Source organism: Stenomitos frigidus ULC18 (genome assembly GCF_003003795.1).
In the GTDB taxonomy this organism is placed as follows: Bacteria; Cyanobacteriota; Cyanobacteriia; order Leptolyngbyales; family Leptolyngbyaceae; genus Stenomitos; species Stenomitos frigidus_A.
Genome location: NZ_PVWK01000103.1, coordinates 1 through 25,875, shown reverse-complemented (window position 1 = coordinate 25,875; position 25,875 = coordinate 1). Strand labels below are relative to the sequence as shown.

The following is a 25,875-nucleotide window of genomic DNA, read 5'->3' as shown; positions in this document are numbered from 1 at the left end:
ATGCACGACTGCCTTGAATCCTAAGTCTTCTGTATTCTCCATGCACTCATTGTTAAGTTACGTGTGCGTTCGCCCTGCGGCTGAGAGATTAATTCGATAATAGCCCCCAGTACGCCAGTGTGGTGTCTTCCTCTTGCGTTAGCGGTTCTTATTTCTGCAAACGCTGTCCTGACTCCCACTTAAGCTGTGGCTACTTCCGCTCAAGCTGTACTTATTTCCGCACAGGCTGTGGTTACTTCTGCTCAAACGTTGGTTACGTCCATACGAGCTGTGGTTACTTACGCTTGAGCGGACGTGAGGACTGATGAAGCTGTGGTTACTTACGCTTCATGTGTAGTTGGTAACGTTAAAGCAACGGTAAAGTTCAATGGCGCGATCGCCATACCCGCGATCGCGAAGCGGTCAGCCAACAGCGGGTTTTCCCAGCTTATGGGCATAGAGAAATGCGCATCCGTCAGGAAACGCCACACCTATCAGGTACTGACGGATAGTGCTTGGTGCCGATCGCCAAACTTCCCGCCAATCATTTGCCCCAGTCGATCGACTGTCAACTCCGTCGCATCGATGGGTTCAGAAACCTGATCACCGCTAAAGACGATGACACGATCGCTGTACTGCATGATTTCATCCAAATCAGAAGAGGTGAAGATAATAGCAGTGCCGCCTTCGCAACGGGCGATTAGCTGCTGCCAGACCCACAGCACCGATTCGATGTCTAAACCGCGTGTGGGATGTTCCATGAGCAAGAGATTCAGCGGTACGGGTAAGAGAGCAAGCTGGGTGCGCTGTTGATTGCCGCCAGAGAGCCGTTCGACATGAGTTTGGGGTTTGCCGCGAATGTTGAACATGGCGATCGCGTGCTGCGTTTTTTCTAACGTCCCTTTCCAATCGACAAACCAGCCGTTGGGTGGCGTGCGGAGGGCAACGTGTTCATGAATGGACAGCCCTCGAATCAAGCCATCGCGGAGTCGATCGGCGGGTGAATAACCAATACCCGCAGCAAGATACTCTCGGTACGACTTGGCGGTCATATCCACATCATTGACTCGCATCTTGCCAGAGGACGCTTTGAGCAGCCCCGCACAGAGCAGCAGCAGCAGTTGTTGACCGCTGCCTTCCAGCCCTGCTAAACCAATCACTTCGCCCTGATGCACGGTGAGATTGGGGATTTTCACACTGAGGCGATCGGTGCTGAGGCGGATATTGTTTAATGCCAGTGCGGCTGCATCCTGACATGTATTCGGTTTGACGGGTGGCGCGAGTTCTCGCCCAAACATCAAACCCACAAGGGTTTCGTCAGGGCAGGGGATTTCCAGATTGCCGACCACTTGCCCCTGCCGCATGATGGTGACGCGATCGCACAATTCATCTACATCTTCCAACTTGTGCGACACGAAAATAATTGATTTTCCCTGAGCTGCTAGTTGCTTTGCTGCTGCAAAAAGCTCATCTTGCTGTGATGCTGAAATGCCTGTGGTTGGCTCATCCAAAATCAGCGTTTGCACACCCAATGACAGCAAGCGCAAAATCTCAAGCTGCTGCCGTTCGCCCACCGTCAGATTGCTCACTTTTTCGTTAGGGTTGAGCGCAAAGTTAAACTGCACCGCCAGTTGTCGAAACTCTCTGAGTGCCTGCCGCCGATGCATAAACAGGCTACCCGACTTGCCGACCAAAAAGTTATCCAACACAGACAGCGGTGGGAAATCGAGTGGATCCTGGTGCAGCATGCCAATGCCAAAGGCGATCGCATCGGCTGGGGTTTTGATTTCTACAGCTTGTCCATCCAAAAGAAGAGTGCCGCGATCGCGACTAATAAAACCGCTCAGCACCTTCACCAGCGTACTTTTGCCTGCCCCATTTTCGCCCAGCAACCCATGTATGCTACCGGCTTCGACGGTTAGCGAAACATCATCATTTGCTCGAACAGTCCCAAACCGCTTGGAGATGTGTTGTAGCTCAACTTTCATAGCAACGATGGCAATGGGAACGTAAGAAGGAAAAGGCTAAAGGCTAAAGTATGAAAGCTAAAATTTATCCTTTAGCCTTCATACTTTAGTCGTTCTACTTACTCGACCCTTCCATCCCTGCTAGCAGTTGCGGCATGTACCAAATTTGCTGATCGGTCGCCGTTGCGCCTGCTTTCAGAAACTCAGTTTTGCCGTCCTGATATTTGATCGGACCTTTGTAGAGGTCGATACTCTTATCACCCATTCCTTTGATAAAGGTGTCCATGTACTGTTTGTTTGCACCCAGAGCCTTGCCGGGTAAAAAGCCAATCATCGACGTAGCCGGATCGTTAATATCCTTCCAATCGGGGCCTAACCAGACAAACTCGCTAGTGAACTTACCATCGATTGCTTTTTTGACAGCATCCGTATAGGGGAGCGACCAGTTATAGTACGGTACGCCCAGGCACACCTCAGGCGCTAGATCGCAGCCGGTCTTGAGGTCATAATGCACAAACTTGACCTTCTTCCCAGCAGCGGCAGCTTTTTTCGTTTCAGTCGCTGCTTCAGGCGTATCAATACCAGACATCACCACATCATAGCCGCCGTTAAAGTAGTCATTGACCACCTTAGTTGGGTCGAGCGTGACGCCAGGGATGTTAAACCAAAAACCAATCCAGGTCACTTTGAACTTCAGATCGGCGGGCTTCTTTTTAAGGTAGTTTTCCCAGCAATATTTCGCGCCTAGATAAGCAGCCGAGACATAGCGACGGGTCTCATCATTAATCAGCGGGCCCAGATAGCCGATTTTTCCGTTTTGAGTGCCCAGAACTGCCGCACAGCCAGCCATCATTTTGCCGTATTCCATCCGACCCATGATGTTGCTCAGGTTGGGCTGGTTTTTGAAGTTCTTGCCCTCCTTCCAGGCGTAATCACCAGAGGCATGAACTACCGTAACGTCGGGGTGCTTTTTGGCCGTCTCTAGTGCATCGTCTTTGAAGTCGTCAGAGTTAAAAATAACGAATTTGGCACCTTTACCGATCAGTTCATCAGCCACCTGTGTCCCTTTGACGTTGGGTCGATCGGCAGGGTTGACCTTGTCCACATAGTCAAATTTGACGCCAGGCACATTCTTAACTACCGCTTGCATCCCTTCGTACTGCGCCTGGTTCCAGCCGCCGTCATCTTTGGGGCCGACGATGACCATACCAACTGTGAGTTCTTTACCACTAGCTTGGGCAGTCGGCGAACCGGAGGCTGAGGGCGATGCGGTTGGGGTCGGGCTACTGCACGCACCAACGAGCAGACTGAGGGCTGCGACGTGCCAAAAACGGTGCGTTAGAGAAAGGGAACGATCGACAAGGGGCATGATGTTGCGTTCAACAGGTTGATTCATACACTTAACGGACTCTAACGGATCAGGGGACATGATTTACCGCTCTTTGCTCATGGTTTGCGATTCACGGCTGTTTCTACAAGATACGAAAAGACTCATACCAGGGAGGAGAAAACTACAGAGGCGTTGACGAGGGTCATCGTAACAAGAGGATGGCTGCCTGCTGACACAGAGTGTAGCGATTGCAGCTTCGCTTTCCAATTAAGGCGATCGTTCATTCTAGAAATGTATCATCGCTCACATTTGTTCTTTACGCTTGCAACAGCTCACGCTTTGCCAGCCCTTTCATCGTCAAAAGACCCGCTGGTCAAAAGGCTTCGATCGCATCCAAGACAGTGTCGTTGAGCGGCCCGATCGCGCTGAGCCTTGCCTGACGTCCTGCAGACGAATCGTACGTTAGCTGCACTTCTAAGTAGTGAGAAGGCTTGTGATGTAACCGTTCTGACCACTCGATCGCAACAATGCCCAGTTCTACCTCTGTGCCTTCCCAGTAGGTTTCTGGGTAGAGTGCTGCTGCTGCAGTCGTGTCCAGACGATACAAGTCGAAATGATACAGCGGCAAGCGTCCATCCAGATATTCGTTGATCAGTGTAAAAGTGGGACTGTCGATCGCTTCCCGAAGCCCCAACCCTTCGCCAAGTCCCTGCACCAGCGTCGTCTTCCCGCTCCCCAGATCACCTTCCAACAAGAGCACACTTCCCGCTGGCAAGCGTTCTCCAAGAAAGATACCCAGCGATTGTGTTGCTGCGGCATCGGGCAGAGAAATAATTTTCGGTTGATTCTGCATTAGAGGCTCTTGAGAGCGAAGGCAGAGAGCCAAAAAAAGAAACGGTAGACAAAATCATCAGACTGCATTGTCGCGCGACTCTGCACTTTTGCGAAGGCTCTCAAGAAATTCGGGGTAATTTTCTAGATCCTCTACGGACTGCAACGCTGGCATTTCGATCCAGGTCGCCTCTGCGTGAAGCTTGTCTACGTAAGCATAAAAAGCGTCTTTATCATCCCGGTGAGTAAGGACATAAGTATGTAGCTCTTTTCGGCTCATTGCTTGAAAGTCAGGCTGACTCATCCTACATACCTCCATCGACCATTGGGATAAATCTCGATGATGTTTTCCTCACCTGCTAGAAAGAAAACATTGCCTGTTCGATCGTCTATGCGGACTACGTTTACAGATAAGTACAGCTTGCTGAACCAAACACACAGATTAAAGCGCTGCGTTTTCTGCTCTAACGTGGGAATCTTAGACACACCCGTACTACGCTACCTGTAATCTGTACAAGTCTAGCATCGTCATTAAAACCCGCTTCTGGCTCCTGCCCCTGTAACGTCCTCCGCCTCATCCCTCATCCCTCTCTATCCAACTCAAAACTCAAAACTTTTAGCCTTTAGCCTTGAGCCCTTAACCTTTCTTCCCTCACAGCCCCTCCACTCGACTGTACCAGCGCAACAGCACCCGCGCGAGCTGCTGCGGATCGTGCCGCACTAGCCCTGTTTGCTCGTCTTCATCCATGACGCTTGCGAGGACAATGCGACGACCCAGGCGCGCGACTACATCCCGATCGAGCGGTACCGGGTTAGAATTTTCTTGTGCGTAACGAATATGCGCTTTCGCAGAAGGGGTTTTCTTTTGCACCAAAACAGCGCCAAAGAGGGGTTGACCACAGGCCTGGTCGATCGCCCGAATGTGGTCTCCAACGCTATAGCCCTGAGTCTCACCTTCCTGAGTCATGATATTGCACACATAGATACGAGGCACATCACGCTGGGCGATCGCGGCTGTAATCTCGGGCACCAGCAGATTCGGGATAATGCTGGTATAAAGGCTGCCGGGTCCAATAATAATGTAATCGGCTTCAGAAATCGCTTTGAGTGCTTTGGGTAGGGCGGGTGGATCGGCAGGTGTACAGCCGATTTGAACGATCGTGCCATTCGCTTCAGTAATGCTGGATTCGCCCTCAATGTAGCGACCGTCAGACAATTTTGCCCACAGGCGGACATCGCTCAAGGTGGCGGGTAACACCTGCCCGCGCACGGCCAACACGCGAGAACTGGCTGCGATCGCCTGCTCCAGATCACCCGTGACTTCGCTCATGGCCGTCAAAAACAGATTGCCAAAGCTATGCCCCGTCAGTCCATCACCCGCCTTAAAGCGATACTGAAAGAGTTCGGTGAGCAGCTTTTCTTCGTCTGCCAGCGCTGCCAAACAGTTGCGGATGTCTCCCGGTGGTAATACCCCAATTTCGCGTCGCAAGCGTCCAGACGAGCCACCGTCATCGGCGACGGTCACAATCGCTGTAATATTGGCGCTGTAGCGTTTCAACCCTCGCAGCAGGTTAGATAAGCCAGTGCCACCGCCCACGACGACAATGCGAGGGCCACGATGCAGCCGTCGATGCGCGAGCAGCAGATCAATCAGCTCTTCCTCGCCTTCAGGCATCAGCACTTCGGTGATCGACCCTAGCGTTCGCGTTTGTCCCCACCAGACCAGCAAAAAGCCCAACACCATTGCCAGAGGACCGCTAATGTAGCTGGGAATAATATCGGTAAGGCGATCGAGAATCTGTCTCAGAAACTGGGTTGTATAGAAGACAGGAGTGAGCTTAAGCCAGATCGCAAACCCTAGCGTCGTCAGCAGCACACCGCTGGCACTGAGCAACAGCCAACGCTTGACCAGTAAACCTGGAGCCAGCCACTTAAACCACTGGTTGACTCGACTCGGAGTCCGGTGGCGCGACTCCTGCCGCAGCACGTGGAGCGCTTGTTTCAGGAAACCAATTGTCATGGCTGGTTACAAATGGAGAGGGAGACAGCAGGTGAGTGAAGGAGATCGGGATCTGCATAGCAGCAGAATAACGTAAGTTCTTCATTTCTATGGACTGTTCGTTGAGCGTGCTAGTTCACTGTAACTTTGTGTGCGATCGCCGTTATGATGCCGTTAGCCTGATTAGCCTTCTAACCTAGTGACTGGAAGGCTTGAAACGAGCGTGAATTAAATGCGCTAGCATGGCATCCAAAGTGCTGTTCACTCCTCGTTATCAATCATTGCCTGTCGGGTAAATGCTGCGAAAGTCACTACCGTACTATCCGAATGATCCGAACCACGCTAAGGTTTGTGAGTCGGGAATTTTGCAGTCTGGGCTGACGGATCGTTCACAAAAGCTTACTATCGTTCACAAAGACAAATGCGACATCAGCAATGTGCGGTCTTAGCTTGTCAAGGAGTGTTTGGTTCACATCCTAATGGCTGAAGCGCTGATTGAACTAAAAGGGGTTTCAAAGGCGTTTGGTAAAAATGTCGTATTGGATGCGGTTGATTTAACGATCTACCGCGGTGAAGCCCTCGCCATTATTGGTCCTTCGGGAACGGGCAAATCTACGATCCTACGCATTATTGCCGGACTGACCGCTCCTGATTCTGGAGAGATTTATGTGCAGGGCCAGCAACGGCGGGGGCTGATTGAAGATGCACAAGATCCCATCGGTATTGGGATGGTTTTCCAGCAAGCGGCGCTGTTTGATTCGCTGACGGTGGACCAGAATATTGGCTTTTTGCTCTACGAACATTCTCGCTTGTCGCGACGGCGGATTCGCGAGTTGGTGGTCAAACGTCTAGAGATGGTAGGCCTGGCAGATGTGAGCGATCGCTACCCGTCTGAGCTCTCTGGCGGGATGCGGAAACGGGTTAGCTTTGCGCGGGCCATTATGTCTAACCCAGATAACCCTAGAGATACACCCGAAGTACTCCTCTATGACGAACCAACAGCAGGGCTTGATCCGGTTGCTTCTACAGTCATTGAGGACTTGGTGCGGCAGCTCCAGTGTGTTGAGGGTGGGTGTGGCACCTATGTGATGGTAACTCACCAACAAAGCACCATTCATCGCACGGCTGACCGGGTTGTCTTCCTTTACCAGGGTAAAGTGCAATGGGAAGACAGTGTACAAGCAATCGACACGACCGATAATCCGTTAATCCGCCAATTTTTTAGTGGTAACGTCAACGGCCCTCTGCAAGTGACTGGCTAAGCCACGGATGCACTGCCTCAGGAGATTTTCTACTCTGCCTTTAATTTCCTATATTCTCCAACCTAGATCTGTTATTTTGCCAAAGGCTCCCTACTATCAGTGAGGATTCATCATGCGATCGCGAACCGCTCGGGAAGGCTCCGTCGGCTTGTTAATTCTGTTAGGGCTGGGTCTGTTTGCTGGACTGATCCTCTGGCTGCGGGGCATCAGCGTTGGTAATCGTGGTTATAAAGTGGTCATCGATTTCGCCAACATAGCAGGCATGGAAGTGGGCACCCCCGTCCGCTATCGCGGCGTTGCGGTCGGTAAAATTACACAAACACGCCCAGGGCCGAACGGGGTCGAGGTGGAAGTCGAAATTTCTCCAGCCGATCTGCTCATTCCGAATGAGGTGACGGTTGAGGCGAACCAATCTGGGTTACTGGGCAGCACGTCGATTGACATTACACCCCGCAAGCAGTTAACAACAGCGGTGGATGCGAAACCACTGGATGCCAAATGCAATACCGCTCTGATTATTTGCAATAAGGCTCGCCTGGCGGGTCGGGTGGGTGTCAGTGTGGATGAACTCATTCGCTCATCGATGATGTTTGCGAATGCTTACAGTGATCCTGCGTTTGTGGCAAACGTGCAAGCCGTCACCAAAAACAGTGCCCAGGCCGCTGCCGAAATTGCTGCGCTCAGTCGAGAGTTTAAGGGCGTTGCGGTTGTTGTAAAGCAACAAGTGTCTACACTGTCGGCGTCTAGTCGCAATGTCGATCGCACCGTCACCAAGCTGGGTCTTACCGCCGACCAGGTGAATGGTCTTTTAGCGACTAATCGCTCGAATTTGGTGGGTACCTTGGGTAACATCAACGTGATTACAGCGCAGCTCCGCACGACGGTCACGACGCTCAACCCGATCGTCAGTCGGGTACAGCAAGGTCAGCTAATCCAAAATCTGGAAACGTTATCTGCCAATGCGGCGCAAGCCTCTGCTAACCTGCGTGATTTGTCAACCGCTCTCAACAGTCCTTCAAACCTGACGGTGCTGCAGCAAACGCTCGATTCGGCCAGAGTTACCTTCCAGAATGTGCAAAAAATCACCTCTGATTTAGATGAACTGACGGGTGATCCAGCTTTCCGTACGAATGTACGGAAACTCGTCAACGGGCTCAGCGGACTTGTCTCGTCATCGCAGCAGCTGCAGCAGCAAGCGCAGTTGGCGCAGATTTTGACCCCGATCGCACAGGCTAACGCCGAAGCTACGCAACTGCCAGCCGCCATGCCACCAGCCAACAAGCCAACGACAACAGCGCCAACACTGCCCGGGCAAGCTGTCAATCCAACCGCACAGCCGCAGCGTTAGGGGTGCTCCCTAACTCCAGTCATCTCGCTTACTGCCGCGCCCTTTGTAGACTTGAGCCTCAGCATGAATCTGCCGCGTTTTAGCGTTCAGGGTCTCGTCCGTTAGCTGCCATTTTTTGAGCACCTTATCCAGGTCTGCCTGAATATCTCTTGCCCCCGGAAAGCCACGATAGCGTGTTCGCAGACGGGCAAGCTCTGACAGGTTGTAGTCCGTCGGTGTTTCAGCAAGTAGCGTATTGACGATTTGGCGATCGCTGCTCCAGAGAGGATGCTGCTGATCTTTTTGCGTTTCAGCCATAGTGGAGTTACGTGTAGTGAGTTGTAAAAGCCTGAAGGCGATAGCACCGCTAGGGTGGTACAGCACCAGATGGCACAAGGCTCATCCTAATGCGGCAGGACAATGATGATCAAGCCCTTGCCAGCCAGCAAATTCTCGGATCAATCGAGTGTAAACGCGGCAGGAATGTAGTCTTGAAGGGATAAGCGATAGCCCACGATCGCAGCAGTCTGCACTGGGTCAAGCGGGGTGGCCTCACCTTGAGGTGGCAGGGCTTTTCTTGGAGCGATCGGCCGACAGCAGACAAGTGCAACATCAAACTGGCAGGGCAAATCTGCCCAGGCGGGATGCTTGGCCAGGAATAGCTGAGCCGTCTTCCACAGTTTTGCTCGTTTGCGCGTCGTGATTGCTAACGCGCCATCACAGTCCCAATTTCCTCGGCTGCGGGTTTTGACTTCAACAAACGCTAGCGCGATCGGCTGAGTGGGCTGCTGAGGCGAGGGTTGACCAACCACCAGATCCAGCTCACCCCAGCGACAATGCCAACGTTGGTGGAGCACGAGCCAGCCACGATCGCGCAACCATTGAGCCACCAGCGCTTCTCCTAATGCTCCGGCATTAGACGTGTCAGAGGCGAGGGCTTTAGAAGGCGCTGCCTTTGGAGGGGTACGCTCAGAACGGCGCTGCGGTTTTTGTGGCATGAGTATTGACGAACTGACCTTGCCTCAGAATCGACCACTTAACGCTTAAAAGCGCCAATTACAAATCTTTTCACTGTTTCAGTTTGCTGCTGTAGAGACAGAAGCGGAACAGATTCGGGTAGGATCGGAAGCGTAGCGATCGCTGTCCATTCAGCAACAACAGTGGGCGATGTTAACATGCTTAACGCTGTGGCAAGGTGCGATCGTGGTTGGGTTTGGTAATAGCATCGACAATGAGCAGTAGACAAGTTGATACGCCAGTGAGTCAGCAGCAAACGCAGTGGTTAGCGCAATGCTTGGCAGTGGTACAAACCGCAGTGGTGCAAACCCAGATATGGCAGCAAAAAGGAGCGATCGCATGCTTCATTTGGGGGGGGCTTTGCATCATCAGCTTGTGGATCGCAACGCCGCTGCCTGCGTTCGCTGACGATTACAACCGCGATTTTCTGGTCGGCGCTGATTTCTCTGGCAAAAATCTGATCGATTCCAGCTTTACCAAAGCCAACCTCCGGGGCAGCAACTTTAGCCATAGCGACCTGCACGGCGTGAGCTTTTTTGGTGCCAACCTGGAGGGCGCAAATTTTGAGGGCGCTGATCTGCGAAACGCGACGTTAGATGCCGTACGCTTCACCGATGCCAACCTGACCAATGCCAACCTGGAAGGAGCCTTTGCCTTTAACGCCAAATTTGGCGGCACGATCATTGATGGTGCCGATTTCACCAATGTCGATGTGCGGCAAGATGCCCAAACGCTTCTGTGTCAATCTGCAAAAGGCAAAAACCCTGTGACGGGACGCGAAACACGTCGGACTTTAAATTGCGATTAGGCCGTGAGTCGTTGATAGGAGTACAGGCGAAAAGTTGAGCGTTGTTTGATTTTTCCTGATGAACTGGTTACCGAAAGAATTAATACCCTGGATTCTGGCGTTTGCCCCGTTATTTTCCAAACCCGTCTGGGAATCGGCACTTGTACTGCTTGTGGATGCCACTGTAGCACCTGGCAAACCGCTCCCACACTTGCAAGCTTTCGGGCCAGTAAAATGCCTCATCGGCACTCAATGCCAGGTCGGAAAAGCGTACAACCAGTGACCGATGTGAATAAAAAGCGTAAGACAGAGCTAAATTACACTCTGGCATAGCAAAATGAGGACACTTAAAAATTCTAGAGAGCTTGATTCTATTCAGTTTCAAGCTCTTTTTAGGCTCCTTCCTTTGCCCCTTTGTGAATAATCCAGGTTAGGAGCTTTGCAGCAAACAAATTACCCATCATCTGTCTGTCTCACGTAGTGACGGAAGGCCTTGTGTGTGACAGGGGTGAAATCTTGCTCACACTCAGGCTCTTAGTCCTTGAACACCACGGCATTCGGTTCTAAAAACCAAACGGCATAGCCTTGAGCTGCTTTCGTAATAACGGCCTCTACCTCTTTGCGCTGCAACCTGCTGGCAAGCGTTAGCGCCTGTTGTTGCGTCGTGACCACTTTAAGCAAACCATAGTAATTGCCATCTACCAGCACTGCCGCCAGTCGCTGATCGGAATCTGACAGGCTAATGTGGCAAGCTTTGTACTCGCTACGAGATTCGAGAATTCTGCAGAGCGTTGCTTCCGTTAAGATTGGCAATGCTTGAGAAGGCGATCGAGGGCAAGAATCGACATAGGCCTCAGTTTCTAACCGCCAGATGGCATACCCTTTTGCTAACTGAGTAATCACAGCTTCTGTGCCTACCGATGTCAGCCGCTTGCCGATTTCCAGCGATCGCTCACGATCTTGGACAACTTTGACGAGACCGTAGTATTTGCCAGATACCTTGATAGCAGCCGTTCGGTAATCTTCCTCTGGTAAGCAAATATGGCAGGAACGATACTGGTCACGAGACTCTAGTATTTTAGGAGTCAGGCCTAACTGATTAACGGGCGATTGAGAGCGAGTTGGGGATAGCATGAACTGACCTCAAAGAGATGCTCCAGAAAGATTAGATTTTAAGAATCTAAAAGAAACTTAACTCTGTGGCTCTATTGTCTTCGCGATCGCTTGGCAACTGAAACCGTGATAACGCGCATTTTCAGCCATTTGGCAGGGAGTAATGCCTGCTCCACAGCTCAGTCATCACCATTTTCAAGGCTTAAACTAACATGCCTCATCCTTGTCATATCGTCGTAGCTAACAATCCTGCCATTATTTATGCCAGTCGCAATGGTACGCCCGATCGCGTTCTGCCTATCCTCAAGCCGTTCCTTGATACCTTTTGGCAAGAGCGAGACTTAGCAGGAGAAGACAGCGAAACGCCTGCGTGTCTGGTTGCTCAGATTATTGTCCGTTTTGGGTTTGAGCTTTGTGAGGACGACTTCTCAAATTTGCGCGTCGGCGTGAGCTATAACCCAAAGGCAGAATACCTTTACTGGATTTCTCCCCAGCGCGATGTGAGTGTTTGGGTGACGGAGAGTCGCTATCGCAAAGAGCCCACTATGGGACTGGAAGGCTGTCGGCGATGGGAGGGGGAAGGCGATCAGAGGTTATGAGTTATGAGTTATGAGTTTTGAGTTACTGCCCTCTGACTACTGGACTACTGACTCCCATTCCTGCTCTACTCTCCATTCCCTTCCAGCTTGGCTTGACAGAATGTCTGATAATCGGCCTCAACTTGCGTCGCATAGGTTTGGGCATAGTGGAGTAGAGGCTGATGCCAGTCGCTAGTTTGAGCGAAGGTGATGAGATCGTCTGCGATCGCGGAGCCCTGCCGCCCACCGCTCAACAATTGCCCCCAAGCCGTCACCTCTGCCATCGTTTCGATCACTTTACGCAAGCGACGGAGTTTGCCGTTCCACTGACTGAGATTGACCGCATCGTCCATCGGCTGTAGTTCACGTAGTACATAGGCTTGACTGTCGAGTTCTACCGTATCCAATAGGGCAGGCGGTGCCCACTGAACGCGTTGTTGCACGGTGACGATCCGCTCGGCCTGGTTTGCCCATTGGGGCTGCGGCAACGTAACGTAGGGCTGCAACGAAGAGGGCGAGCCTGTTTTGAGATCCAGTAGGTAGTTATTGTTGGGAGAGCCGTCACCTTCGACGAGCAAAATATAGCGCTCAAGTCCCAGGCTCCCTGTACCAGCAACGCGATAAGCGGCATCCAACAAGCGAAAGAACTTCGGTTTTTTCTGCTTGGCGGCCCAGGTTTCGAGCAAGGCTGCAATTTTATCGCGCTGCGTTTGAGCGATCGCGCGAGCCTTCTCATGCAGCAGCAGTTGGCGCGTTTTGCCGACTTTTTCAGTGCGCTTCTCTAAAAAATCTTTGCGTTTGCGCTGCTTGAGGCTGTCCAACAGCTCTTTGACTAACCCAGTAGCAGTGTCACGATTGACCATGCCGACCTGACCTTTTGCCAACACCCTTGTGTAAGCAGTGAGAGCGTTTTGGCAGAGGGCTTGTGCATCGGTCGCGTCGATCGTGAGGCTATCACTGGCCACTAAGATGGAGGTGATAAAGCGTGCTAAATCCCAGGTGCAAGGCGCTAGCACCGCTTCATCAAAATCGTTGATATCAAAGTAGACGAGGCGATCGTTGCCCTTATAGCTGCCAAAATTTTCCAGATGCAGATCGCCACAGAGCCAGACGGGCGGCGCTGCATTCAATGGCGAGTGGGTTGGAAAATCTTCGTAGAATAAGTGGCACGTACCGCGCAAGAAAGCAAACGCATCTTGACGCATCGTTCGGTACTTCAGCGCGAGCAACTCTGGTTTGCGGTTGTGATTAAACTGCTGAATGCGTTCAACGACGGTTGCCATAATGTCTCTACTCTTTGTGGGATGCAATGTTACCACTTGAAGCGAAGTCTGCAAATCCTCGCCTGTCGCTTCAATGCAGCTTAAATGTTGACCTTCCCTTGGGAAGCAAACGGTGCAGAATTCCAAGCCCAGTCAACTGTTTGCTTTAAGCGTTTCTACCATCCTCGTGTTTACGCACCTTAAAATGAGAAGTAGCGATAGCAATGAGGATTGATTGGTATGCATGTAATCTGGTCACGCTTATTGCGATCGACGTATCGACGAGAGCCAGTTGTCAGTTTTATCGTCACTGCTGGGGTCGTGGAAGCTGCGATCGGTGGGCTAGACGAGCATTGGTTACTCATGGGCTTTGGTTTGAGCACGATTGGGGCTGCCATAGCACTCCGCTGGTGGCAGCAACGGCAAGCAGTGGTAAAAGCAGGGCAGACACTCCTCTATGCGCTTTCTCATCGCCCCAGCCAGCCTGAATTAAGCTTCTCCAAGCGAAGGTCAACCAATGACAAGCGCTGAGTTTGGATCAGCCTTGAGCAGATGCTAAAAAAACGCGTTGGTTGATATCACAACATTTTTGGATGGCTGGGAAAATGATTCTTACTGGAACAAAACAACTCCTTAAGATTGGTGAAGTGGCAGATAGCAGCGGTCTGCCCGTGAAAACCATTCGCTACTACGAAGAGATTGGTCTGCTCATTCCTACAGTTGAGCGCTCTCAGGCAGGCTATCGACTGTTTAACGAAACGGTCTTAAATCGGTTGGCGTTTATCAAACGGGCACAGTCATTGGGATTAGCGCTTAGCGAAATCAAAGATATCTTGACGGTTCATGATGAAGGCGAACTTCCTTGCTGTGAAGTGAGGCAGCATCTTCAGGACAAAGTGGCGATCGTGAGCAAACAAATTCAAGCCCTAGAAACACTCCGGGCAGAATTAACGGGCATTCTCTCAGGTTGGCAAGAGCACCCGCCATCCCATTTGATCGAGCAGACGATTTGCCCAAATATTCAGTGAAGGATGAGGCGGTGAGGGGATGTAGGGATGAAAGTTTTGAGTTTTGAGTGACTGACCACTGACCACTGACCACTGACTTCTCCCCAGACAAATTCTCCGATCGCTTGCGCAATTTGATACCCTAACTTAAATAGACTGGGGAAGAACGTGGACATTCAAATTGGTAGGGGCAAAACCGCCCGTCGGGCATACGGCATTGATGAGATTGCGCTCGTTCCTGGACAGCGAACGCTCGACCCAAAACTGGCGGATACACGCTGGCAACTCGGCGGCATTGAGCGTGAGATCCCCATTATTGCTAGTGCTATGGATGGCGTTGTAGACGTGGGCATGGCTGTGCGGTTGTCTGAGCTAGGGGCGCTTGGCGTGCTCAATTTAGAAGGCATACAGACCCGCTATGCCGATCCCAACCCGGTGCTCGATCGCATTGCTTCAGTCGGCAAAAGCGAGTTTGTAACGCTGATGCAAGAGCTTTACGCCGAACCCATTAAGCCAGAGCTAATCGAGCAACGCATTCAAGAGATTAAGCAGCAGGGCGGCATTGCGGCTGTGAGTGCGACGCCGATCGCGGCCACAAAATACGGCACAGCAGTGGCGAAGGCTGGAGCTGATTTGTTCTTTATCCAAGCGACGGTGGTTTCTACGGCACACCTGTCGCCCACGACCGTTACACCACTGGATCTCGCTCAGTTTTGCCAGGAAATGCCGATCCCCGTGATTTTGGGGAACTGCGTTACTTACGAAGTTGCACTCAATCTTATGAAAGCGGGTGCGGCAGCGATTCTCGTTGGCATTGGTCCTGGTGCTGCCTGTACGTCACGAGGCGTATTGGGCGTGGGTGTACCGCAAGCAACTGCGATCGCAGACTGTGCGGCGGCTCGCGATGACTACCATCAAGAAACAGGTAACTACGTACCTGTAATTGCCGATGGGGGGTTAGTCACAGGTGGCGATATTTGTAAGTGCATCGCTTGTGGCGCGGATGGCGTGATGATCGGCTCCCCGTTTGCCAGAGCCAAAGAAGCACCTGGGCGGGGTTACCACTGGGGCATGGCAACACCTAGCCCTGTTTTGCCACGTGGCACCCGCATTCGTGTTGACACCACAGGCACATTGGAGCAGATCCTTCGAGGGCCAGCACAACTGGACGACGGTACGCACAATTTTCTCGGTGCTCTGCAAACCAGCATGGGCACTCTAGGCGCAAAAAACATTAAAGAGATGCAGCAAGTTGAAGTGGTCATTGCACCGTCCTTGCTCACAGAAGGGAAGGTCTATCAGAAGGCACAACAGCTAGGCATGGGCAAATAGGCGGTCTGCTGCATCCGCTTTTAGTGAAAAAGTTGTTTTCTTCCTGAGCGATCAAATTCTTATGACTTTACTGCCCAAGAATGACTGGAAAAAAATAAAGCGTCGTCTACAATGAAGGGAGCGGAGACGCAAGTTTCCGTTCACTCCTCACACCACACTCCGCCTGAACGTTTGTTCGGGCGGTTCCTTTTTGGGGCGATTCTACGTCATACAGCCTTGAGGCAGAAAAACGAAAGCGCTCACCACCGCTGTGCAAAGTTTGTCACTGCAAAGGTGTTGAACGTTGATCGTTAACTGCCAACCATAGACTACTGCCTAGCCCTGGGAACATCAAAAATTATGTCTAAATGTGGGCACGTTCACATTTAAGGTGCCACTTGTCGCTATGGTAGAATTCTGTGAAACGATATAGGCAAGGGTTCCAAGCATGTCAGCAGCCGCACAAGTTACGGATACTACTTTTAAACAAGAAGTTCTTGAGAGTGAGGTTCCAGTTTTAGTAGATTTTTGGGCTCCCTGGTGTGGTCCCTGCCGCATGGTGGCACCGATCGTGGATGAAATTGCCGCACAATACGACGGACAGATCAAGGTCGTCAAGCTAAACACGGATGAAAATCCTAGTGTCGCTAGTCAATACGGCATCCGTAGTATCCCAACGTTGATGATTTTCAAAGGTGGACAACGGGTTGATATGGTGGTCGGAGCCGTGCCGAAAACGACTCTGTCAAACACTTTAGAAAAGTACCTCTAACTTTGGTGTTTTGAGACTGTCCATCCAGACGGCAAAAATAAGCTCTGAGTTGCCCTTGCTGAGCGCCCATGGGAGTTATTTGGCTGGCTGAGCTGGTTGTTTTGCCTTGAAGTTTTCTGCGTGAGAGCGATCAGGCAGTTGCGTCCACCAGAAACGGATAGCATCTATGTTCTATAGTTTGATGCTTGATCATTAACGGTAGAGAATTTTCAGTAAACGCCTCAGAAGATTGAGTTCTGGGGCGTTTTCAGTTTATTTGCTGAACGAGGGTTACTGGAACCTCGATAAAATAGAATGCTAGCTGTTGGAGGAATGCATGGCTTCATCTCCCTCGTCAAACGCATCTGAATCGCTCCACGAGGATGTGCTTCAGTTGCTTGATCGCCTACCGCATGTGAAACACGGGGAACTCATCCAGCTTGCGTTGGCAACGATAGTCAGGATGGCGGAGGATGACATTGACCGCTTAGACTGGAAAATTTGTAATGCGTCACTTCAAGATATGGAGCGTGCTTTTAGGACGTTCTACCCCTATCGGCATGTCCGCAAGGTCGCCATTTTCGGCTCGGCCCGCATCGCCTCCGATACACCGGAGTACGCCCTAGCAGTGGAATTTGCTCGTCGCGTGACGCAGCAGGGGTTCATGGTGATTACGGGTGCAGGGGGTGGCATCATGCAAGCCGGTAACGAGGGCGCGGGACGGGAACAATCCTTTGGTCTCAATATCCAACTGCCGTTTGAGCAGGGTGCAAATCCTTTTATTGAGGGCGATCGCAAACTCGTTCCATTCAAATACTTCTTCACCCGCAAGCTCTTTTTCCTACGCGAAAGTGATGCCCTGGCGCTCTTTCCCGGTGGTTTTGGCACTCAAGATGAAGCGTTTGAATGCATCACCCTGAGCCAAACAGGAAAATCATCGCCAGTACCGCTCGTGCTGATCGACAAACCAGGCGGCAACTACTGGCACGATTGGAATGACTACATCCACAAGCAACTGCTCAAGCGCGGCTTAATCAGTCATGATGACCCCAGCCTCTATACCATTACCGATCAGCTGGATGTGGCCTGTGAGGCGATCGCCAGTTTCTATCGGGTTTTTCACTCCTGCCGCTATGTGGGTAATCGGCTCGTGATGCGCCTGAACTTAGAACCGACGGACGAAGACGTCGAGCAGTTGAATCAAACCTTCAGCGACATTCTGGTCAAAGGGCGAATTGAAAAAAGCCAGCCTCTGCCTCACGAAATTCAAGATACTGACGGACTCTTTCACCTCAGCCTGTATTTTAACCAGCGTGACTTAGGACGCTTATATCAACTCATTGCTGCAATCAATCAATTTGGTACACCTAAAGCAGTGGATACCCACCCAGAACGGAAATAATGTGGTTGAAACTGCCGCAACGATGAAAAAAGTTGGCTATTCTAGGGGCTAGTGAACAGTAGATTATCGAGCCGCTGCTATGCTTTCGCAAATTGTGCGTCCGATGGTTCAAACCCAGATCCGCCTGCTGGCGAATAGTCGTTCTACGCGCCCCACCATGGTTTCTACAGTGGCCCATTGGCTTGGCTTTTTGGGTGTCCGTGCTCAAGTCACTCACCTGGATGCGGGGGCGGGTAAAATCCACATCTCCATCTCTGTCGATAAACCTGAAGCCTGTGATGCCCATGACTGGCAGCAGATCCTCCGTAACCTGGATGTTTCTGAAACGGAGGCGGATGCGGTGACGACGAACCCAGCTGAGTTTACACCGCAGCAACAAAGTAAGATGCAACGCCTCCTGGCGTACCTGATTCAGGTTGGCAATCCTGACCAACCTGCCAACTGGGAACATCTCCAACCCCAACTACTATCGCTAGGGCTGAATGAGACCACTCTCCTCGGCATTCGAGCGGCGCTAAAAGTGCCTCAATCGCTAGACGATTTGCTGGAGGGTCTGGATTCGGATGTTGCTGCCGTGGCGTTACCCAAAGCAGTGAGCATCGCCATGCTCGATCGTACGGTCAATATGTCTGAAGATCAGGCGCTAATGTCGTTGCTAAAAGCGATGAAGCACCAATGAAAAGGAGAAAGGCTGAAAAGGAGAAAGGCTAAGGGCTAAAGGATAAATGAGATAGTGTTTTCAGCTTTCTACTTTTATCCCTTAACTTTTATACTTCAGCCTTTCTCCTCTGTAGGTACAAACTCCAGGTGGTAACGATAGAGAGCCGCAGGACGATCGCCTGCTTTAAAGTACTGGGGGTCTTGTGGCGATAGATAGATCGCGGTGACTTGATCCGCCTCGATCGTCGGTTGATCAGTAACCGGATTAGCGGTCAAGCGTTGATACGCTGTGGTTGTCTCGACCTGATTTAAGTAAGGGTTTGGCACGCCGCGAAACACTTGCTGGAACAGCTCAGTGGTGAGAAAGTGTTCAGGGTCAGGCGTTTCGAATGCGCGAGCGGTGACAACCGAGATCAACTGTCGCCCACCTTCCAGCAGCGTCATCTGGCGATTCGGCGATCGGGGATCAACGTTAACGGCAAGCACACTGTCACCGAGATAGGCCTTTGCCAAGTTAAAGCCATTGAAGGCGCGATCAGACACGACAGGATCTTTAATCAAGCCCTTAAACGGCAGCAGCGACAGCAATCCGTGGTTGGTTGGTAGTGTGCTAGAAGGGACAAAACGCACCTTACATGCGATCGATTGATTCAAATATTGCTGATTACTGTCAAAGCCTGGCGTGATGACATCGGGTGCCAGAGGAGCAGCCAACTCTACCAGGGTGCTGGTCATCGTCCATGTGCCCAGCAGCCATTCAGGATACTCCAGATCACCGTCAGCCGCTTGTACAGCGGGCTTGGTGTCCCATTTTGGAAAAGCGGACAGGCGATCGGCCAGCAACCCTGCATGGGCAGTACTGATGGACAAGAGCCAGCAGAGCAGCACACAACCCATCACTCGCACGCACGCCTGGAATGAAGAACCACATTTGAATCGTTTCCAGCGTTTAGTCATGCTGCCTGCTGATGTCATCACCCTCAATCGTACCAAGGGAATGTAGGCTTCACTGAAAGCTCATGCTTCAAATGTGTCACCTGAGCTTACAGCAATTTTCGTTTGAATCAGCCACAGTCGAGCGTCTTGCTCGCAGGCGTGAGCGAGACGCTCGACTGTGGCTGACCCATTTACAAACGGCTGTAAGACTTGCCGCAAGTGGTCACTGGTAAAACTGGCATCGTCGCTGAACGCTGACGACCGATCGCTTAATGTACAGGAGGCAGAACGAGATAGAGCTGTTCGGGGCTGTTTTCCAGCACGGTCAGCTCTGTGGCTGCTGGAATGGGCATGCCTGCAGCCAGCAAGGTTGATTTAGGTGAGGCCAACAAAGCGGCTTTATAGGCACGATCGCGCCATGCACGCAAAATTACGTTGGCTCGAATGGCGCGCTGAGGCAAGCCGGAGTCGATCGCAGCCTCTAGATGTTCAGTCTCAGTTAGCGTCTTGATGGGTAAGACGAAAAAAATTTGCCCCGCTTTGCTCTCTACCACCGTGACGGCTTGGGCGTCAGAAACTGAAATACCGTTCGCTTGCAGCGCTTGCTTTGGGTCTGCTTTGAGCATGGAGCGGAAGAGGGGGTCGCGAAGCGCACGCGCGATCGCCTGCGTTAGCTGATCCGGTGTCGGCACAACCATTGTGGTGCCGCGCAAATATTTCCAATACATTTTGACGCGCTTCATATCGTACTCGTTGAGCGTTGTGTGGAGCCTGGTTGGCCAGGGTGGTGAGTGCGCTGTGCAAATTCTCGTAGGCGCTGGGAAAGTCATAGCCAAACTGTATTGCCAATCCGATCGCGGCTTGATCGGCGGCGGTTGCTTTCTTTAAATTCCGTTCGCCGTGGTTGCGCTGATAAAGCTGGTAACCTGCTAGACCGGCGATCAACAGAGAGCCTGACAGCAGCAACACATTTTGCATGGCTGTATTGATGAGTGCCGCACCCAACCCAACCCCTAACATGACCCAATCATTTTGGTTATGCGCGATCGCTCGACCTTGAATCCGAGCGACTTCATGCCAAAACAAAAGGTCACGCTGAGCGGGTTCTAAAAACTGCCACCGCAGCAAGTCAATTTGAATTTCAAAGCGGCGTTTTTTGAGTTGTTGAGTTTGAATCAGCGCTGGCTTTACTTCTAATGATTGCGCGATCGTGACACAGTATTTTAATGCATCAGGTAAGAGCATTTGCAAGCTTTGAACTTCGTCTATTTCCCTAAAAGCGAGTGTAGGAGTCACCATAAGCAACAAACTGTAGTGAATTTAGCATGAACATTGTTAACCGGCAAAGCGATCGAATTTCAGCGTTCAGCGCTAAGTTGATGACTGAATACTAATGGCTCAATAGTGAACATTTGCCGAACGAAAAAAACTATACCCTCCATACAGCTAAATAAAAATAGCGATGGACAAGCAGGGAATTAAAACGATTACAGATGCCTCAGTAACCCAAACATAATTGCGCATCATAGGTTACTGGGTATACGAAAAATTGTTAACTCTTATACTTTTACCAACACAGTCTTGCTGAACAAAAAGGCTGTGTTGCCTGACAGTCTGGAGTTCAACGCGTTGAATGACTTTGGAATGTCAGGGAAGCTTGAAATTCTTTGATCTGGTAGCACAAGTAACAAAATTTACTTGTGATTAATTTTTAGATGTCAGTGTGAATACATGCAGAATTAACGCTTTTAGTACAGCTGGTTTCTAGGTTTGAACGCGTTAACTGTTGTGTTACCAGCTGTTGCTGCTGCCATCAGGCTGGTCTGAATGAGAGGGACTGTTGCTTTGAAGAGACGTTGATTTTTAAAGGTCGTGGAGTTTATGCCCTGTTTTCCTATTCCAAGACCGCTTTTTCAAAGCTTAGCTTGGCACTCGTTTCTTGAACGAAATTTCAGTATGAGGACGAATCTTTAGCGTCATTTATGGCCTTTGTTTGAATACTTAAGAAGGTTTCACTGCTGATTACTACGGAAGGTGAGTTGGAGTTATGGCTAGAGATCAAAGCGCAATTGCCAAGTTAGAGAAGACAAAGCGACATTACAACTCCTGGGTTGTCAATGAAACATTGGAGGATTATTCGTTACGCTATGCGCCACGCTCTTTTCGACGCTGGTCAGAATTTACAGTCGCGAATGCGGCACTGGGTGGCATTTCGTATCTGGCAGATTTTGCGATCGGGGGTTCAATCGCCATTAGTTCTGGTTTCACCAATTCCTTCATCGCGATTCTGATTTCTGCCATCATCATTTTTGTGACGGGTGCACCAATTTCGTACTACGCGGCCAAATACAACATCGACATGGACTTGTTGACCCGTGGCGCGGGCTTTGGCTACATCGGTTCGACGCTGACCTCCGTGATTTACGCGTCCTTCTGCTTCATCTTTTTTGCGCTGGAAGGAGCCATCATGGCTCAGGCGATCGAGCTGTATTTTGGTCTGCCCTTGGTCTGGGGCTACCTGCTGTGCACGATCGCCATCTTCCCCTTAGTCGTATTTGGCATGACCCTGTTAGCGCAAATGCAGGTCTGGACACAGCCTGTCTGGCTGTTGGGCATGTTTGCGCCCTGGTTTGCCGTGTTGCTTAAGGATCCAACGGCCTTTTCCACCTGGACTAGCTTTGCGGGTAAATCCCCCAGTGGTAGTGGGTTTGATATTCTGCTGTGTGCGTCTGGTGCGGGTGTGGCTTTATCACTGATTGCTCAGATTGGTGAACAGGTCGACTACCTGCGCTTCATGCCCGACAAGACACCCCAAAACAATGGTAAGTGGTGGTGGGCTGTCATGCTGGCTGGCCCCGGTTGGGTCATTCTCGGTGCCTGGAAACAGTGGGCAGGCGGTTTCTTTACAGCCGTTGCCGTGAAAAATGGTGTGGATATTGCCAAGGCAAACGAGCCGATCCATATGTATATCGAGGGCTTCAAGGAGATGTTCTCGAACCCAGCGGTCTACTTAGCGCTGGCAACGTTTTTCGTCATTCTGTCGCAGGTCAAGATCAACGTTACGAATGCGTATTCTGGCTCACTGTCCTGGTCTAATTTCTTCTCGCGCTTGACACACGCTCACCCCGGTCGTGTCGTTTGGCTGGTCTTCCATCTCATCATTGCGCTGGTGCTGCAAGAGCTGGGTGTGTTTGATGTGCTGCTGTGGGTGTTGGGCTTTTACTCCAACGTGGCGATCGCTTGGGTGGGTGCCCTGGTCGCTGACCTGATCGTCAACAAGCCACTGGGATTGAGTCCGTCTTACATTGAATTCAAACGCGCTCACCTGTATAACTTCAATCCAGTTGGCTTCGGCTCCATGATGATTGCCTCCGTCATCTCGGTGATTGCTTTCTTTGGCGTCATGGGGCCCGCTGCACAGGCCTTCTCAACCTTCATTGCGCTGGGGCTTGCGTTCGTGCTGTCGCCCATTATTGCGATCATCACTAAAGGCAAGTACTATATTGCCCGCGAAGATGTTCACTTCCACAACAACCCGGAGGCTGAAGGGCTGACGCAGTGCTCTGTTTGTGAGTATGAGTATGAGCGGGAAGACATGGCGTATTGCCCGGTCTACCAGGGTTCGATTTGCTCACTCTGTTGCAGTCTGGATGCTCAATGCCACGACGCTTGTAAAGCGGCAACGTAAATTTGTCCATCAGTCGGGTTATTTTCAACGGCTGATCAGATAAGCAGGCATTAGCGATCAAATAATCAAACAGTGGTAAGTGTTCGACACGTTATGTCGCATCCTTGCCACTGTTTGGTTTTGAATGCGATTAATTTTGAGAACGATCGTCTTCCAGAAACAGACGGGGATGTGATCGCGGCAGAGAGTGATTGCCATACAACCCTAAACGGGCTGCTTCTAGCTCCTGCGTATCTTGAGCAAGTACATCAAGGTGCATCACCAACTGCTGCCAAAAAGAGGGAAATTTCATGGGCTCTTTCGCGATCGCTAGCAACTCGAGAGCCTGTTCATGCAGCGTCATCGTCTGAGCATCATGCAGATTTCCTTGTTGCAGTAGTATTCTCGCGTGTAAGACCATTGATTCCTTAAAGTCTTTAGCCGACAATTTTGTACAGGTTGAGCAAACGTCGCCTTGCAGCAAGCCGCTGTCTTGATAGAGCAGGGAACGGATTTGGCCAACCACAAAAATTTGCTGACAAACCGTGCAGCGGAGTTTGTCTCGACAAGGCTGTAACTTGCGTTCTAGTTGAATTTTCATGGGTACGATGGCTCTTACTTGAAGGGGTGATTAAGATGCGCCACAGTACAACGCTAGCTGATAGCTCCTATACAGTTTTGGACTTTTTCATAATTCTCAACGTTAAGAAACTGATCGAGCGACCGAGCGCTGACAGCCGCGATCGTCGCTTCAAAAGGCTTCAGGCAGACGATCCCCGTCCTGATGTGCAACTGTTAACACAGTGTGTCTGTTTCGTTAGAAAGGGACTGGCGGCAACAGAGCATCAGCGCTAAAGGCTGCCAACTGGGGGTTGGATACGTTAGTCTGACGATTGAAACATTGCGTTCGATCGTCACTATTCACTGACATTGCTAGTCATCTTTGGATGGCTTACGTGCGTTTGCTCCAATGCACGGTTGCTCTGTCTCTCCAGCCCCTAGACCTGCATGAAACTGAGATTTTCTCAAGATCTTGAAGCGTTGCTGACGCACCTGGCAGAAAAACCGCTGACGCTGGGAGACATTTTGGCAGAAACCTCTGAGCGGGGGTTTAGCCTTGTGATTGGGTTGATGGCATTACCTTTTCTGCTACCCATGCCGCCTGGCTTTGCGGGGCCTTTAGGGTTTGGTTGCTTGATTTTAGCGGCACAGATGGCGATCGGGCGGCGATCGCCCTGGCTACCCAAACGCATTGCGCAATTTCAATTCCCTAACTGGCTAGTGTTGAATTTGCTGAACCTGCTGCGACGGGTGACAGGGCTACTAGAAAAGCTGGCACGCCCCCGATTGCGACAGATTGCTGAAAGTCATTCCATCTGGCGGTTGAACGGCGTTTGCATTGCCTGGTTAGCGTTTTTGCTCATGCTCCCCATCCCGTTTACCAACCCGATTCCGACGGCTGGGATCTTGCTGCTGGCCGTTGCCACGCTGGAAGCCGATGGGTTGCTAATGTGCATTGCCTATGGTCTGACGATCGCAATTACGTTGGCGGTTGCAGGCATTGGCTATACGCTCTGGCAATCGCCCAGCTTTTTTCAAGATTTGTTTGGGTGACGCAGGCCCGGATGACTCGCGCTTTTGGAGCACCGACTGGAAATTTAGCATTAGATCAGCGCCTCGGCGACAAACGCTTCTAAGACAGATGCTTCAGCGTTCAGCACGTGTTCACCAAAGGTTTCGACGTGTAAGCGATGCTGTGGTTCTGAAGGGTCAGCCGCTTCAAAAATAATTGCAGCGCTTCCGTTAAGTTCTGCTTCGCTTCTTCGAGCGAATCCCCCTGGCTTGCAATGTCTAGCTCTGGGCACAAAGACACATAGCCATTGCCTTCACGCTCAATAATGGCTGTAAACTGCTACACTCGCTTCATGCTGGCTCCTTATGAATGCTGGGTTGTTAAGTTTACTCATTCTATTGGCTCTAGCTCCTACCGCTTCACCCCTACACCCCACACCGTTCGGCTGAGCACCCTTCGGCTTGAGCGCTCAGGTCGAAAGCTTACGTCGAAGCCCTACCCCCCATCCCCTGCCTGCATCTGTCTCAGCACGTCTTGCGTCACCTCATGCTCAGACAGTTGCGTCGTTTGCCCCGCTTCCATCACCTGCTGCAAGAAGCGCCGGAAGTTTTGCCGTACCGCTTTGGTGCTGGGATGGTCGTCTCCCAGTTTCTCAACCCGGATTGCCAAGGCTCTAAGGAACAGCGGTTCTGCCTCCGCGTAGCGTCCCTGAGACTTGTAGAGGTATGCCAGATTGTTCAGCGTGGTGGCGACAGCGGGATGGTCTGCGCCGAGTTGCTGCCTGTGTCAAGGCATCTTGATACCATTGCTCAGCATCGACGTAGGCTGACTGTCCTTCGTAAAACCAGGCTAGTCGATTAGCGGCTGAAATCAACGCCTCATCCGTTAGCCAGGTTGTTAGGGCGTGTTTTAAAACCTTCTGAGCACGTTTGCTAGCCTAGAGATGGCGAGTTCAGCCTTGACTGATGATTCTTCCTCTTCAACGTCGCGGCGATTTGAGCCAGGCTCAATGGCAAAAACTGCAACCGCTGCTGCCCCCACAAAAGCCCGCAGTCGGGCGACCGAGCAACGATCATCGAACGACCATCAACGGGATTTTGTGGATCTTGCGCACGG

General features: G+C 51.3%; 30 protein-coding genes and 1 pseudogene. 15 read left to right on the top strand and 16 right to left on the bottom strand.

The window, feature by feature from the left end:
* Nucleotides 1-473 precede the first annotated feature (473 nt).
* The 6 genes from C7B82_RS19490 to C7B82_RS19465 form a co-directional block, all read right to left on the bottom strand.
* Nucleotides 474-1,967: an ABC transporter ATP-binding protein gene (locus tag C7B82_RS19490; protein ID WP_106257944.1), complete on the bottom strand. Its 1,494-nt coding sequence runs from the start codon at nucleotides 1,965-1,967 to the stop codon at nucleotides 474-476.
* A 94-nt stretch (nucleotides 1,968-2,061) separates the two neighbouring features.
* Nucleotides 2,062-3,342, bottom strand: a complete 1,281-nt coding sequence (locus C7B82_RS19485; RefSeq protein ID WP_245939992.1) for a BMP family lipoprotein — start codon at nucleotides 3,340-3,342, stop codon at nucleotides 2,062-2,064.
* A gap of 307 nt (nucleotides 3,343-3,649) precedes the next feature.
* A complete protein-coding gene (gene tsaE, locus C7B82_RS19480) occupies nucleotides 3,650-4,129 on the bottom strand; it encodes a tRNA (adenosine(37)-N6)-threonylcarbamoyltransferase complex ATPase subunit type 1 TsaE (protein ID WP_106257943.1) in 480 nt (159 codons plus the stop codon).
* 57 nt (nucleotides 4,130-4,186) lie between these two features.
* On the bottom strand, nucleotides 4,187-4,411 hold the full coding sequence (locus C7B82_RS19475; RefSeq protein ID WP_106257942.1) for a DUF6887 family protein: 225 nt from the start codon (nucleotides 4,409-4,411) through the stop codon (nucleotides 4,187-4,189).
* A complete protein-coding gene (locus C7B82_RS35215; RefSeq protein ID WP_106257941.1) occupies nucleotides 4,408-4,593 on the bottom strand; it encodes a DUF6888 family protein in 186 nt (61 codons plus the stop codon). Before C7B82_RS35215 ends, C7B82_RS19475 begins: the two co-directional genes overlap by 4 nt.
* A gap of 166 nt (nucleotides 4,594-4,759) precedes the next feature.
* Nucleotides 4,760-6,127, bottom strand: coding sequence for a gluconeogenesis factor YvcK family protein (locus tag C7B82_RS19465; protein ID WP_106257940.1), 1,368 nt, complete (start codon nucleotides 6,125-6,127; stop codon nucleotides 4,760-4,762).
* A gap of 443 nt (nucleotides 6,128-6,570) precedes the next feature.
* Between C7B82_RS19465 and C7B82_RS19460 the strand changes: the two genes are divergently transcribed.
* Together C7B82_RS19460 and C7B82_RS19455 are read left to right on the top strand one after the other, a co-directional pair.
* A complete protein-coding gene (locus tag C7B82_RS19460) occupies nucleotides 6,571-7,368 on the top strand; it encodes an ABC transporter ATP-binding protein (RefSeq protein ID WP_339375151.1) in 798 nt (265 codons plus the stop codon).
* A 112-nt stretch (nucleotides 7,369-7,480) separates the two neighbouring features.
* The gene (locus C7B82_RS19455; protein ID WP_106257938.1) at nucleotides 7,481-8,716 is read left to right on the top strand and encodes an MlaD family protein; all 1,236 of its coding nucleotides are present in this window, start codon (nucleotides 7,481-7,483) and stop codon (nucleotides 8,714-8,716) included.
* Nucleotides 8,717-8,725: 9 nt separating this feature from the next.
* On the opposite strand, the gene C7B82_RS19450 is transcribed toward C7B82_RS19455, so the two are convergent.
* Entirely contained in the window at nucleotides 8,726-9,013 is a 288-nt protein-coding gene (locus tag C7B82_RS19450) for a DUF3288 family protein (RefSeq protein ID WP_106257937.1), read from the bottom strand.
* A 140-nt stretch (nucleotides 9,014-9,153) separates the two neighbouring features.
* A complete protein-coding gene (locus tag C7B82_RS19445) occupies nucleotides 9,154-9,693 on the bottom strand; it encodes a YraN family protein (RefSeq protein WP_106257936.1) in 540 nt (179 codons plus the stop codon).
* Nucleotides 9,694-9,926: 233 nt separating this feature from the next.
* Between C7B82_RS19445 and C7B82_RS19440 the strand changes: the two genes are divergently transcribed.
* Nucleotides 9,927-10,520, top strand: a complete 594-nt coding sequence (locus C7B82_RS19440; RefSeq protein ID WP_106257935.1) for a pentapeptide repeat-containing protein — start codon at nucleotides 9,927-9,929, stop codon at nucleotides 10,518-10,520.
* A 58-nt stretch (nucleotides 10,521-10,578) separates the two neighbouring features.
* Nucleotides 10,579-10,782 (top strand): hypothetical protein, encoded by a 204-nt coding sequence (locus C7B82_RS19435; RefSeq protein WP_106257934.1) that lies wholly within the window; start codon nucleotides 10,579-10,581, stop codon nucleotides 10,780-10,782.
* Between the two features lie 251 nt (nucleotides 10,783-11,033).
* On the opposite strand, the gene C7B82_RS19430 is transcribed toward C7B82_RS19435, so the two are convergent.
* Nucleotides 11,034-11,633 (bottom strand): hypothetical protein, encoded by a 600-nt coding sequence (locus C7B82_RS19430; protein ID WP_106257933.1) that lies wholly within the window; start codon nucleotides 11,631-11,633, stop codon nucleotides 11,034-11,036.
* A 191-nt stretch (nucleotides 11,634-11,824) separates the two neighbouring features.
* Here C7B82_RS19430 and C7B82_RS19425 point away from each other — a divergent pair, with 191 nt between their 5' ends.
* Entirely contained in the window at nucleotides 11,825-12,211 is a 387-nt protein-coding gene (locus C7B82_RS19425) for a histidine kinase (RefSeq protein WP_106257932.1), read from the top strand.
* A 65-nt stretch (nucleotides 12,212-12,276) separates the two neighbouring features.
* Here C7B82_RS19425 and C7B82_RS19420 read toward each other — a convergent pair whose 3' ends face one another.
* Nucleotides 12,277-13,473 carry a DUF2252 domain-containing protein gene (locus C7B82_RS19420; RefSeq protein WP_106257931.1) on the bottom strand — a complete coding sequence of 399 codons (1,197 nt, stop codon included), beginning with the start codon at nucleotides 13,471-13,473 and terminating at the stop codon, nucleotides 12,277-12,279.
* A 219-nt stretch (nucleotides 13,474-13,692) separates the two neighbouring features.
* Between C7B82_RS19420 and C7B82_RS19415 the strand changes: the two genes are divergently transcribed.
* The 6 genes from C7B82_RS19415 to C7B82_RS19390 all read left to right on the top strand — a co-directional run bounded on the left by C7B82_RS19415 (nucleotide 13,693) and on the right by C7B82_RS19390 (nucleotide 18,602).
* Entirely contained in the window at nucleotides 13,693-13,983 is a 291-nt protein-coding gene (locus C7B82_RS19415) for a hypothetical protein (protein ID WP_106257930.1), read from the top strand.
* 74 nt (nucleotides 13,984-14,057) lie between these two features.
* Nucleotides 14,058-14,480: a heavy metal-responsive transcriptional regulator gene (locus C7B82_RS19410; RefSeq protein ID WP_106257945.1), complete on the top strand. Its 423-nt coding sequence runs from the start codon at nucleotides 14,058-14,060 to the stop codon at nucleotides 14,478-14,480.
* Nucleotides 14,481-14,627: 147 nt separating this feature from the next.
* Nucleotides 14,628-15,791 (top strand): GuaB3 family IMP dehydrogenase-related protein, encoded by a 1,164-nt coding sequence (locus C7B82_RS19405; protein ID WP_106257929.1) that lies wholly within the window; start codon nucleotides 14,628-14,630, stop codon nucleotides 15,789-15,791.
* A gap of 427 nt (nucleotides 15,792-16,218) precedes the next feature.
* Complete coding sequence (gene trxA / locus C7B82_RS19400; RefSeq protein ID WP_106257928.1) at nucleotides 16,219-16,542, top strand: thioredoxin; 324 nt, start codon at nucleotides 16,219-16,221, stop codon at nucleotides 16,540-16,542.
* Nucleotides 16,543-16,858: 316 nt separating this feature from the next.
* Nucleotides 16,859-17,923, top strand: a complete 1,065-nt coding sequence (locus C7B82_RS19395) for an LOG family protein (protein WP_106257927.1) — start codon at nucleotides 16,859-16,861, stop codon at nucleotides 17,921-17,923.
* 79 nt (nucleotides 17,924-18,002) lie between these two features.
* Nucleotides 18,003-18,602, top strand: a complete 600-nt coding sequence (locus C7B82_RS19390; protein ID WP_106257926.1) for a hypothetical protein — start codon at nucleotides 18,003-18,005, stop codon at nucleotides 18,600-18,602.
* Nucleotides 18,603-18,697: 95 nt separating this feature from the next.
* Here C7B82_RS19390 and C7B82_RS19385 read toward each other — a convergent pair whose 3' ends face one another.
* From C7B82_RS19385 to C7B82_RS19375, 3 genes are all read right to left on the bottom strand, one after another.
* The gene (locus C7B82_RS19385) at nucleotides 18,698-19,540 is read right to left on the bottom strand and encodes a DUF6816 family protein (RefSeq protein WP_245939991.1); all 843 of its coding nucleotides are present in this window, start codon (nucleotides 19,538-19,540) and stop codon (nucleotides 18,698-18,700) included.
* Between the two features lie 248 nt (nucleotides 19,541-19,788).
* Nucleotides 19,789-20,145: an NHLP leader peptide family RiPP precursor gene (locus tag C7B82_RS32500; RefSeq protein WP_181357572.1), complete on the bottom strand. Its 357-nt coding sequence runs from the start codon at nucleotides 20,143-20,145 to the stop codon at nucleotides 19,789-19,791.
* The gene (locus C7B82_RS19375; protein WP_181357571.1) at nucleotides 20,090-20,764 is read right to left on the bottom strand and encodes a DUF3318 domain-containing protein; all 675 of its coding nucleotides are present in this window, start codon (nucleotides 20,762-20,764) and stop codon (nucleotides 20,090-20,092) included. Before C7B82_RS19375 ends, C7B82_RS32500 begins: the two co-directional genes overlap by 56 nt.
* An 802-nt stretch (nucleotides 20,765-21,566) precedes the next feature.
* Between C7B82_RS19375 and C7B82_RS19370 the strand changes: the two genes are divergently transcribed.
* A complete protein-coding gene (locus C7B82_RS19370; RefSeq protein ID WP_106257922.1) occupies nucleotides 21,567-23,207 on the top strand; it encodes a purine-cytosine permease family protein in 1,641 nt (546 codons plus the stop codon).
* A gap of 130 nt (nucleotides 23,208-23,337) precedes the next feature.
* Here C7B82_RS19370 and C7B82_RS19365 read toward each other — a convergent pair whose 3' ends face one another.
* A complete protein-coding gene (locus tag C7B82_RS19365; RefSeq protein ID WP_106257921.1) occupies nucleotides 23,338-23,787 on the bottom strand; it encodes a hypothetical protein in 450 nt (149 codons plus the stop codon).
* Between the two features lie 35 nt (nucleotides 23,788-23,822).
* On the opposite strand from C7B82_RS19365, the gene C7B82_RS19360 reads away from it, so the two are divergent.
* Together C7B82_RS19360 and C7B82_RS19355 are read left to right on the top strand one after the other, a co-directional pair.
* The gene (locus tag C7B82_RS19360) at nucleotides 23,823-24,041 is read left to right on the top strand and encodes a hypothetical protein (protein WP_106257920.1); all 219 of its coding nucleotides are present in this window, start codon (nucleotides 23,823-23,825) and stop codon (nucleotides 24,039-24,041) included.
* Nucleotides 24,042-24,194: 153 nt separating this feature from the next.
* Nucleotides 24,195-24,800: an exopolysaccharide biosynthesis protein gene (locus C7B82_RS19355; RefSeq protein WP_106257919.1), complete on the top strand. Its 606-nt coding sequence runs from the start codon at nucleotides 24,195-24,197 to the stop codon at nucleotides 24,798-24,800.
* Nucleotides 24,801-24,850: 50 nt separating this feature from the next.
* Here C7B82_RS19355 and C7B82_RS33260 read toward each other — a convergent pair whose 3' ends face one another.
* Both C7B82_RS33260 and C7B82_RS19345 read right to left on the bottom strand, forming a co-directional pair.
* The gene (locus C7B82_RS33260; RefSeq protein ID WP_219904591.1) at nucleotides 24,851-25,051 is read right to left on the bottom strand and encodes a hypothetical protein; all 201 of its coding nucleotides are present in this window, start codon (nucleotides 25,049-25,051) and stop codon (nucleotides 24,851-24,853) included.
* Nucleotides 25,052-25,254: 203 nt separating this feature from the next.
* Nucleotides 25,255-25,530: pseudogene (locus C7B82_RS19345) on the bottom strand (tetratricopeptide repeat protein); the annotation flags it as partial.
* Between the two features lie 194 nt (nucleotides 25,531-25,724).
* On the opposite strand from C7B82_RS19345, the gene C7B82_RS19340 reads away from it, so the two are divergent.
* A partial coding sequence (locus C7B82_RS19340; RefSeq protein WP_146141204.1) for a transposase occupies nucleotides 25,725-25,875 on the top strand: 151 nt, incomplete at its 3' end.

Bases quoted from the DNA above. Each gene is read 5' to 3' on its own strand.
- C7B82_RS19385 (WP_245939991.1), bottom strand. From the start codon at position 19,540: ATGACTAAACGCTGGAAACGATTCAAATGTGGTTCTTCATTCCAGGCG.
- C7B82_RS19475 (WP_106257942.1), bottom strand. From the start codon at position 4,411: ATGAGTCAGCCTGACTTTCAAGCAATGAGCCGAAAAGAGCTACATACT.
- C7B82_RS19485 (WP_245939992.1), bottom strand. From the start codon at position 3,342: ATGAATCAACCTGTTGAACGCAACATCATGCCCCTTGTCGATCGTTCC.
- C7B82_RS19395 (WP_106257927.1), top strand. From the start codon at position 16,859: ATGGCTTCATCTCCCTCGTCAAACGCATCTGAATCGCTCCACGAGGAT.
- C7B82_RS19445 (WP_106257936.1), bottom strand. From the start codon at position 9,693: ATGCCACAAAAACCGCAGCGCCGTTCTGAGCGTACCCCTCCAAAGGCA.
- C7B82_RS19415 (WP_106257930.1), top strand. From the start codon at position 13,693: ATGCATGTAATCTGGTCACGCTTATTGCGATCGACGTATCGACGAGAG.
- C7B82_RS19420 (WP_106257931.1), bottom strand. From the start codon at position 13,473: ATGGCAACCGTCGTTGAACGCATTCAGCAGTTTAATCACAACCGCAAA.
- C7B82_RS19455 (WP_106257938.1), top strand. From the start codon at position 7,481: ATGCGATCGCGAACCGCTCGGGAAGGCTCCGTCGGCTTGTTAATTCTG.
- tsaE (WP_106257943.1), bottom strand. From the start codon at position 4,129: ATGCAGAATCAACCGAAAATTATTTCTCTGCCCGATGCCGCAGCAACA.
- C7B82_RS19355 (WP_106257919.1), top strand. From the start codon at position 24,195: ATGAAACTGAGATTTTCTCAAGATCTTGAAGCGTTGCTGACGCACCTG.
- trxA (WP_106257928.1), top strand. From the start codon at position 16,219: ATGTCAGCAGCCGCACAAGTTACGGATACTACTTTTAAACAAGAAGTT.
- C7B82_RS19450 (WP_106257937.1), bottom strand. From the start codon at position 9,013: ATGGCTGAAACGCAAAAAGATCAGCAGCATCCTCTCTGGAGCAGCGAT.
- C7B82_RS19390 (WP_106257926.1), top strand. From the start codon at position 18,003: ATGCTTTCGCAAATTGTGCGTCCGATGGTTCAAACCCAGATCCGCCTG.
- C7B82_RS19465 (WP_106257940.1), bottom strand. From the start codon at position 6,127: ATGACAATTGGTTTCCTGAAACAAGCGCTCCACGTGCTGCGGCAGGAG.
- C7B82_RS19365 (WP_106257921.1), bottom strand. From the start codon at position 23,787: ATGAAAATTCAACTAGAACGCAAGTTACAGCCTTGTCGAGACAAACTC.
- C7B82_RS19410 (WP_106257945.1), top strand. From the start codon at position 14,058: ATGATTCTTACTGGAACAAAACAACTCCTTAAGATTGGTGAAGTGGCA.
- C7B82_RS19435 (WP_106257934.1), top strand. From the start codon at position 10,579: ATGAACTGGTTACCGAAAGAATTAATACCCTGGATTCTGGCGTTTGCC.
- C7B82_RS19375 (WP_181357571.1), bottom strand. From the start codon at position 20,764: ATGCTCTTACCTGATGCATTAAAATACTGTGTCACGATCGCGCAATCA.
- C7B82_RS19430 (WP_106257933.1), bottom strand. From the start codon at position 11,633: ATGCTATCCCCAACTCGCTCTCAATCGCCCGTTAATCAGTTAGGCCTG.
- C7B82_RS19425 (WP_106257932.1), top strand. From the start codon at position 11,825: ATGCCTCATCCTTGTCATATCGTCGTAGCTAACAATCCTGCCATTATT.
- C7B82_RS19360 (WP_106257920.1), top strand. From the start codon at position 23,823: ATGCGCCACAGTACAACGCTAGCTGATAGCTCCTATACAGTTTTGGAC.
- C7B82_RS19440 (WP_106257935.1), top strand. From the start codon at position 9,927: ATGAGCAGTAGACAAGTTGATACGCCAGTGAGTCAGCAGCAAACGCAG.
- C7B82_RS32500 (WP_181357572.1), bottom strand. From the start codon at position 20,145: ATGCTCAAAGCAGACCCAAAGCAAGCGCTGCAAGCGAACGGTATTTCA.
- C7B82_RS19370 (WP_106257922.1), top strand. From the start codon at position 21,567: ATGGCTAGAGATCAAAGCGCAATTGCCAAGTTAGAGAAGACAAAGCGA.
- C7B82_RS19490 (WP_106257944.1), bottom strand. From the start codon at position 1,967: ATGAAAGTTGAGCTACAACACATCTCCAAGCGGTTTGGGACTGTTCGA.